This is a genomic window from Lactococcus sp. DD01, from assembly GCF_001578715.1.
GTDB lineage: Bacteria > Bacillota > Bacilli > Lactobacillales > Streptococcaceae > Lactococcus > Lactococcus petauri.
Map to the genome: position 1 here is coordinate 759717 of NZ_KQ968939.1, position 7797 is coordinate 767513.

Annotated in this window: 10 protein-coding genes and 1 pseudogene; 1 reads left to right on the plus strand and 10 read right to left on the minus strand. The window is 37.1% G+C overall.

Translation table 11 applies throughout. From position 1 onward, the window contains the following. Positions 1-32 precede the first annotated feature (32 nt). Together LACDD01_RS03695 and LACDD01_RS03700 are read right to left on the minus strand one after the other, a co-directional pair. Positions 33-1191, minus strand: a pseudogene (locus LACDD01_RS03695) (VOC family protein). Between the two features lie 77 nt (positions 1192-1268). Next, a complete protein-coding gene (locus tag LACDD01_RS03700) occupies positions 1269-1880 on the minus strand; it encodes an alpha/beta hydrolase (RefSeq protein ID WP_061413245.1) in 612 nt (203 codons plus the stop codon). A 319-nt stretch (positions 1881-2199) separates the two neighbouring features. On the opposite strand from LACDD01_RS03700, the gene LACDD01_RS03705 reads away from it, so the two are divergent. Continuing rightward, a complete protein-coding gene (locus LACDD01_RS03705; RefSeq protein WP_061413246.1) occupies positions 2200-2661 on the plus strand; it encodes a DUF2798 domain-containing protein in 462 nt (153 codons plus the stop codon). A 225-nt stretch (positions 2662-2886) separates the two neighbouring features. Here LACDD01_RS03705 and secG read toward each other — a convergent pair whose 3' ends face one another. The 8 genes from secG to LACDD01_RS12630 form a co-directional block, all read right to left on the minus strand. Next, positions 2887-3135: a preprotein translocase subunit SecG gene (gene secG / locus LACDD01_RS03710; RefSeq protein WP_004258115.1), complete on the minus strand. Its 249-nt coding sequence runs from the start codon at positions 3133-3135 to the stop codon at positions 2887-2889. 113 nt (positions 3136-3248) lie between these two features. Then, complete coding sequence (gene trxB / locus LACDD01_RS03715) at positions 3249-4169, minus strand: thioredoxin-disulfide reductase (RefSeq protein ID WP_004258118.1); 921 nt, start codon at positions 4167-4169, stop codon at positions 3249-3251. Positions 4170-4239: 70 nt separating this feature from the next. After that, positions 4240-4467 carry a DUF4059 family protein gene (locus LACDD01_RS03720; protein ID WP_061413247.1) on the minus strand — a complete coding sequence of 76 codons (228 nt, stop codon included), beginning with the start codon at positions 4465-4467 and terminating at the stop codon, positions 4240-4242. Next, positions 4460-5221, minus strand: coding sequence for an amino acid ABC transporter ATP-binding protein (locus tag LACDD01_RS03725; protein WP_061413248.1), 762 nt, complete (start codon positions 5219-5221; stop codon positions 4460-4462). Before LACDD01_RS03725 ends, LACDD01_RS03720 begins: the two co-directional genes overlap by 8 nt. Beyond that, positions 5218-6105, minus strand: a complete 888-nt coding sequence (locus LACDD01_RS03730; RefSeq protein WP_004258125.1) for an amino acid ABC transporter permease — start codon at positions 6103-6105, stop codon at positions 5218-5220. The genes LACDD01_RS03725 and LACDD01_RS03730 overlap by 4 nt, the downstream gene beginning before the upstream one ends. Positions 6106-6247: 142 nt before the next feature. Further along, on the minus strand, positions 6248-7105 hold the full coding sequence (locus LACDD01_RS03735; protein WP_017369767.1) for an amino acid ABC transporter substrate-binding protein: 858 nt from the start codon (positions 7103-7105) through the stop codon (positions 6248-6250). A 166-nt stretch (positions 7106-7271) separates the two neighbouring features. Continuing rightward, on the minus strand, positions 7272-7682 hold the full coding sequence (locus tag LACDD01_RS03740; protein ID WP_061413249.1) for a VOC family protein: 411 nt from the start codon (positions 7680-7682) through the stop codon (positions 7272-7274). Positions 7683-7695: 13 nt separating this feature from the next. Beyond that, a partial coding sequence (locus LACDD01_RS12630; protein ID WP_156468513.1) for a formate--tetrahydrofolate ligase occupies positions 7696-7797 on the minus strand: 102 nt, incomplete at its 5' end.

Consider the following 7797-nt stretch of genomic DNA (forward strand, 5'->3'; position numbering starts at 1 on the left):
CATAAGGACAGAAACGTTTTTTATTATATTATTTATTTTCCAAGATAACGTTGTTCAAAAGCTTCAAGGCTTTCACCTTCTCGACGTTCAACAACTTTTTCAACAGTCCATAATTCATCATGACTACGATCACGCATCGTATCCGAAGTATCTAGAGGACGTAAACTTGCTGCTGTACGTGCTCTGACAGCTTCATCTTCTGGGAAGAGATGAGGAGGTAAACTTAAGTCTTTCCCTGCTTCTTCTTTTGATTCGTCAATCCAGAAACCTGAAGTAATTAATGCCTCTTCATAACTGTCGACAGCACCATCACCTGACTCAGCCATATCAAGAGCGCCAATACCTGGTGTAAATGTAGCAATTTCAAACAGAACACCCGGAGCTACCGCTAGAGAAGTAGAAACGATCCACCAAGCCAGAATGTGGTAAACGAAAGGCTTGAATACGTTCAATCCAGTAATTTAAAGTTTCAGGATTTGTCGTTCCTAATGCTAAATGGTGAATTGTACCGTAGCCTTGATAAGCATAACGCTCATTTTCTTGCGCTTCTTCAATGATCAAAGCTGCACCATTGCCTCCATTGGCTACTTCAAAAAGATGCAAATTATTTTCTTGACCAGCATAACGGAAGCCAAAGACTGTTTCCAAAATAATCCGTAAATTGTAAGTGTCCGTAACTTTCACAAAGACTGGACCCATGCCAATGATTCCATGTTCAGGCGCTACATTTGAGAGAAGCCATGAACGATCCAGTGCAGCATCACCTGTGTTGTCTTGATCGGAAATCAATTGGTATTTTTGACCATCAAAATCTTCAAATTCGAGTGTTTTCTTGCCAAATTTGACATTAATTTCGCCATGTTTAACATGCGCTTTTTCAAAACGCTCTGTCCAGTAAGTAAGAGAAGCGTCACTTGGTACACGAAACGAAGCACGCTCAATATTGTTTGCCCCATGCATTCCTTTGGGAATATCTTTGAAGTCAAAGAAGGTCATATTTGGACTTTTCCCATCTTCCCCTGTGAAGTAAAGGTGATAAGTCTCATAATCATCTTGATTGACGGTTAATTTTGCCAAACGTAAGCCTAAGATATTTGTAAAAAAGTCATAATTCTTTTGTGCGCTTGATGTGATTGCTGTAACGTGGTGAACTCCACCAAGGATGTTTTGTGTTTCAATTTCTGTGTTCATGGGATTTTCCTCTTTTTTTAGTTTTTTTATGATTTTCTCGATTGGAAAGACATGTTCATGTAAGCTTATCTTTTTCTTCATGCTGCTAACCATTTCTTTGCTGCTACAAGTTCATCATTGCTTAATTGGTGACCAAAACTGGTTTTAAATACTTCCAGCTCACATTCTGTCTTTTGCAAGTCAGAAGAGAGCTCTTCCAGATTTGCTCGACTTACGATAGGATCATTGTCCGCGTGAGTCAGAAAAATTTTACTTTCATCTGCAATTACGGGTTCTTCTATATCGGTAAGTTGCATGGCATGAAAGGCTAAAACTCTATCAAATTGCATTATGCCTTTCAGTTGCATATATAGTGCAACATTCGCACCATTAGAATAACCAATCACTGCAAGTCGCGTAAGATCCAGCTGATATTTTTGTCCTAAACGTGTCACTTCTGTAGCTAACCATTGGGATTCTTGGCTCAGCGATTCCAAGTCAAAATTTTCTTTCGTAAAACCAGGAGCTTTGAGTTTAAAGTAGCGGTTTATCCCTTGCTCACTGACGCGTCCACGAATGGATAAGAGAGGGTGATTGGGAAATAAGTCTTCAGCCAATGGAATCAGCTGCTCTTCATCACCACCTGTGCTATGCAAAACCAGAACAGGTGCAAGACTTTCATCGCCGGGTTTGAAAATATAGTTGGTCATTTCATTTCCTCTTTCTGATACAGATTAGACTTGCCTATTTTTGATACAGCCTCAACATCGTTTTATGTTTTTTTTAATTTTCAATTTTTGCCCTTTTCGTTTACGTTTGTAAACTATATTTGTATTATATCGTTTACTTTTGTAAACGTCAAGTATTTAAGATTATTTTTTCAAAAATTTTTTAGTGACTAAAATCCTGCAACTTACTTTAATTGTCCTTGAATTTTTACTTTTTTTGTTCTTTATCAAGTTTTCACTTACGAAGACACGGTCATTTATGTTATGATATAGTGCACTTAAAAAGAATGGAGAAAAAAAGATGCCTAAAAATTTTAAAGAAGAACTTGTTTTTACCGGATTAATTGCTGGAATGATGGTTTTTGGAATGACCATGTATAATGTTTTTAAAGCCAGCGGTATAAGTATGGAAAGTTGGGGAAATGTAGCTACTGGTTTTCCACTCGCTCTACTTGTCGCTGTCATACTTGATCTTGCACTTGTTGGTCCGCTGGTGAAAAAAATTGTCTTTTCTCATATCGAAAAAAAGAACTTACAGCCTTCTCCTGCGCAACTTGGTATTTTTATTTCCTTGTTTATGATTCTAGGAATGGTTACCCTTATGTCTATTTTTGGGATTATCATGGAAGGGACACCAACAACAGATAGTCTGCTTCTCTTGTATGGTAAAACATGGGCATTAAACATCGTCGTTGCACTTCCTCTTCAATTACTTTTGGTCGGTCCAAGTTCACGATTTATATTTGCGAAAATTTATCGTTAAATACCTGAAGAATACTAAAAAGTCCCTTTAAAAGATAAAGGGACTTTTTAGTCAAAAGAAAAAACTCTCCAAGTTGAAGAGTAAATTGAAATTATGAAATTATGTATTTAAATTGTATCAAAAAATTTACACTAGTGGTTAACATTTGTCTATAAATTTTTCTTTTTAAATAAAAAAAGCGGTCCATTATTTTTCGACCGCTTCATTTTGCATATTGTCATTCTTTTATTTCGTAGAGAGAACGACCAAGATGAAACCAAGTACAAGCCAAATACCAATAGTAATACCTGTAAAACGTTGCATCACAGCCTCAAAACCACGCGCTTTACGTCGTTCAAATAGCTCGCCTGAACCACCTGAAAAAGCATCAGCAGCACCATCTTGTTTAGAAGGTTGCATCAAAATTGAAATAACTAAAATTGCAGAAATAACCAACATAATGACGAGTAAAACGTCGTAAATTACTTTATCCATATATACTTTTCTTCCTTAATCAGAATTACACTAATAAGATTATAACACATTTGTTACTAGAATACGAACGATAAAAACAAAAAAGAACGGCAGTAATGCACACTCTTTTTTGTTTAACCTTCTACATATTTGTAAGCTTCTTGAGCTGCTTGGGCTCCATCACCTACTGCAGTAGTAATTTGGCGGAAATCTTTTTGACGAACATCACCAACGGCAAAGATACCTGGAATGCTTGTCTTCATCGTAGCATCTGTGATAATCCAACCTTCTTCATCTGTAATACCTAAATCACGAGCAAATTCAGATACGGCATCCAAACCTACATAGATAAAGAGACCACCGAAGTTGGCTTCTGTAACTTCACCTGTCTTAACGTTTTTATAACGTACAGATTCAATTTTACGTTCATCACCTTTGATTTCTTCAAGAACAGAATCCCAGATAAATTTTATTTTATCGTTAGCAAAGGCGCGTTCTTGAATAATTTTTTGCGCGCGTAATTCGTCGCGGCGATGCATAATTGTTACTGTTTTACCAAAGCGAGTTAAGAAAATGGCTTCTTCAACAGCGGAATCACCACCACCAACAACCAAGATATCTTGATCACGGAAGAATGCACCATCACAGACAGCACAGTAAGATACACCACGGGCACCGTATTCTTCTTCTCCAGGAACTCCTAACTTACGGTGATTTGCTCCTGTCGCAATGATGATTGATTTTGTTTCAAATACTTCTTCTTCAGTATTGATTGTTTTAGTTGCACCATTATCGACGATTGATGTGACAAAGCCATAAGCATTTTCAACACCAAGATCAGCTAAAGGCTCATACATTTTCATTGAAAGTTCAGGACCCATGATTTGACCATAGCCTGGGTAGTTTTCAATTTCTGCTGTATTATTCATTTGCCCGCCCGGAACACCTCGTTCCAAAAGCAAGGTTTTCATTTCACTTCTAGCGCTGTACATAGCTGCGGTCATGCCTGCAGGCCCTGCACCGATAACTACTACATCGTAAATTTTTTCTGTCATAATTCACCTCTTCAAGTATAGAACCATTATAAATTCTCTTTTGATTATTTGCCATTATTTTGATTTACAATCATCTGATTCTTAAAATAATCAGTATACCAACAACTGTAAAACTCAAAATCGGAATCGTCAAAATATCCACCAAAATAATGTCAAATAAACGATTGCGCCAGACATTTCGGGGTTTATGATGATTACGGAGCCAATAGATAAAACCGTACAAAAGACTGAGTAAACCTACAACTAAAAAAGAAATGAGTAAACCTTTAAGATAAAACTGTAAAACTAAATTAATCATTTGAACTTCCTATATCAATGGTTTTAACATGACGAGAGAGAAACTCACTCGTCCGCGGATTTTTAGGATGATGGAACACTTCCTCAGGGCTACCTTCTTCAATGATTTTACCCTTTTCAAGGAAGAGTACTTTTGTAGCAACATTATAGACAAAGTCCATCTCATGACTCACCAAAACCATTGTTTGTTTATTTTTAGCTGCATTGAGAATAGTGTCTTGCACCTCGCCAACAAGTTCCGGATCCAGCGCTGATGTCGGCTCATCAAGCAAGAGTAAAGTTGGCTGCATTGCCATCGCTCGTGCTATTCCTACACGCTGTTTTTGACCGCCGGATAAGAATTTTGGATAGTAATCCATACGATCTTCAAGACCGACTTTTCTTAAATTTTCCTCAGCAAGCTTCTGTGCTTCTGCTTTGGACATTTTCTTAACTTGAATTAAACCTTCCATCACATTTTGGAGGGCTGTACGACGTTCAAAGAGATTGAACTGCTGGAAGACCATTCCTGTTTTGCGACGAAGCTCAAGAATTTCTTGTTTACTGATATGTTCAAAGTCGACTTTAAAATTATCAATTTCTAACTGTCCACTGTCTGCTTCTTCCAGATAATTAATAGAGCGTAAAAATGTTGACTTACCGGCACCTGATGCACCAATAAGCGCAATGACATCACCTTCATTAATTTCCAGATTAAGATTGTCAAGAACAACATTACCTGCAAAAGATTTACTTAAATTTGAAATTTTTATCATTTGTTGGTCACCCCATTATCAAAAGGATTGCGTCCAAGTGAGATTTTCCGCGCTGCTTTAGGCATTTTGATTTCCAGTTTGCTTTCAATCTTACGAATCAAGATTTCCAGAACGATACAGATTGGCCAGTAAATTAAGGCCAGAGCCAAATAGGTTTCAAAAAGACGGAAGGTTGAACCGCCAATTATTTGGGCTTGAGCGGTCATTTCGACTACACCAGCAACAAAAGCGAGTGAAGTTGATTTGAGTAAGCCAATCAAAGCATTGCCTAATGGCGCTGTTGCAACAGAAGCTGCTTCAGGTAAGGTTACACGCCAAAAAACTTGAAAATTTGTCATTCCTAGGGAGCGTGCTGCTTCGATTTGACCTTTATCTACTGATTGAATGGCTGAGCGAATTGTTTCTGAATTATAAGCACCTTCGTTAAGGGCAAAAGCCACAATCACAAAGAGCATAGCAGGAACCGAGTTAACTGTATAATTTGTTCCGTAATTCATATTGATTGCTTTAAGAATCAAGGGAATCCCTGTATAAGTTAAATAAAGTTGTACCAGAATTGGTGTCCCACGTGTAAAGGAAACAAACAAGGCACGTAACTGATCTAAAATAGGAATTTTATTTATTCTGACAAGTGCAAGGAGCAATCCCAAAATAAGACCAAAGAACATTGCGATAAGTGTCATCTGCAATGAAATAGGAATCATTTTAATGATTGGTACAAAGGCTGCTGTAAAGTCTTTCCAACTAAAAATTTTGGTGAAAAACATCGTCCAAAATTCGTCAAAACTATATTGCCCTTGCATGATTAAAAAGGGAAGCATAGGCAAAATAATCAACAGGAGCAAAACTCCCAAGCCTAAAATTATTTTTTTATTTTTATTCATTTTTATTCTCTTCATCAAAGAAAGCTGTCTGAACCCCTCACTCGTGCCACAAGCATTTGTGTGTGAGAGACTCAGGGACAGCTTTTACACTACTCCTACTATTATACAAGAAACTAAAAATTTTTTCTTGTCTGTGAAATATTTATTTAAACTTGCTTGCTTCAGGTACAAAATCTCCATCAAAGAATTTTTCTGAAAGTTTTTTCAAGGTACCATCTTTTTCAAGCTCCGCAAGTACTTTGTTGACTTTAGTTTGAAGTTCTTTGCCAGCATCATCTTTTGCAAAGAGGAAATACTCATAACCGTCATGTTCAGGATCACCTGTTGAAGTATCGATATCTTGAATTTTCAAGCTATCAAACCCTTGATCCTTAATACTTGATTGCAGAGAGATTTTATCATAAAGCATGAAATCAATCTTCCCAGATTCAATCTGGTTAAAGCGTGTATTGATAGATGTGCTATCTGAAGAGTAGCTGATATTTATTTTCTTATCTGGGTGCGCATTGTTCCAATCATTGATAATCTTTGTATAGTTAGAAGCTGGATTACCGATTGTACTTTTACCTGCAAGATCTTCTAGGGTTTTATAATCACCATCTTTCGTTAATACTGCATTATTCGATTTAGAAATCGGTGATGAAAAATTATATTTTTCTGCACGTTCTTTTGACCAACCAAAATCATTGGCTCCCATCTGATAACGTCCACTGTCCAAACCTGGAACAATCCCAGAAAAGTCAACCGCTTGATACGTTACTTTATATTCAGGTAACTTATCAAAGACAGCACGTGCAACCTCAATGTCATATCCTGTTAAATTTCCTTGATTATCAGAATAGGTAAAGGGTTTAGTTGCTCCATCTGTAGCTACAACAATCTCCGTTTGCTTGGTTTTTGATTCTTCTTTACTTGATGAACCACCATTACTGCAAGCAGCTAAAGCTCCTGCGGCGATAAGCGAAACGAGCGCGAGTGAAAGCTTCAGTGACTTTTTCATAGTAATGTTCTCCTTAATTTTTTGATATTTAAAGTTTATCACGCTCCCTATTGGTTTGTCATATTATTTGTTTATCGAGGGATTAAGATTTTTTTATACCGGCATTTTATTTATTTAATATCAGCAAACAAAAAAGTTATCCGCAAAAAAGGATAACTATTTCTCTTTATTTCCAGACCGGTTGCCATGTAATGCCAAATTTGTCAGTGATCCAGGCACATTTACGAATATCTCCTACAGCTTCCGGCCCCATCATCACGCTTCCTTGGTCTGCTAAAGCTGCAAAGATTTCATCAAATTCAGCCTCGGTCGCACAGTCCAGAAGAAGGGAATTTGACCAATTTGGTGTTGGTGCTGCATATTCTTTTTGCATATCAAGAAAGAAAAGTTCTGTCCCTTTTATTTCCAAACTTCCATATAAAACAAGTTCTTCTTTCAGCTCAGAAAAAGCTGGGTTTTCATGATAAAACTCCATCCGTATAATCTTTGTGTCTGGCAAAACTTGAGCATAAAAAGTCTTCGCTTCCTTGGCCTTACCATTTAATGTAATAAAAGGGGTGAGTTTTGCTTTTACCATCGTTCTCCTTTGCTTAAAACAAACCAGTAATTTTCCCAGTTTCGTCAATATCCATATTTAAAGCCGCTGGTTTTTTAGGTAAGCCAGGCATAGTCATCACGTCACCTAACAAGGC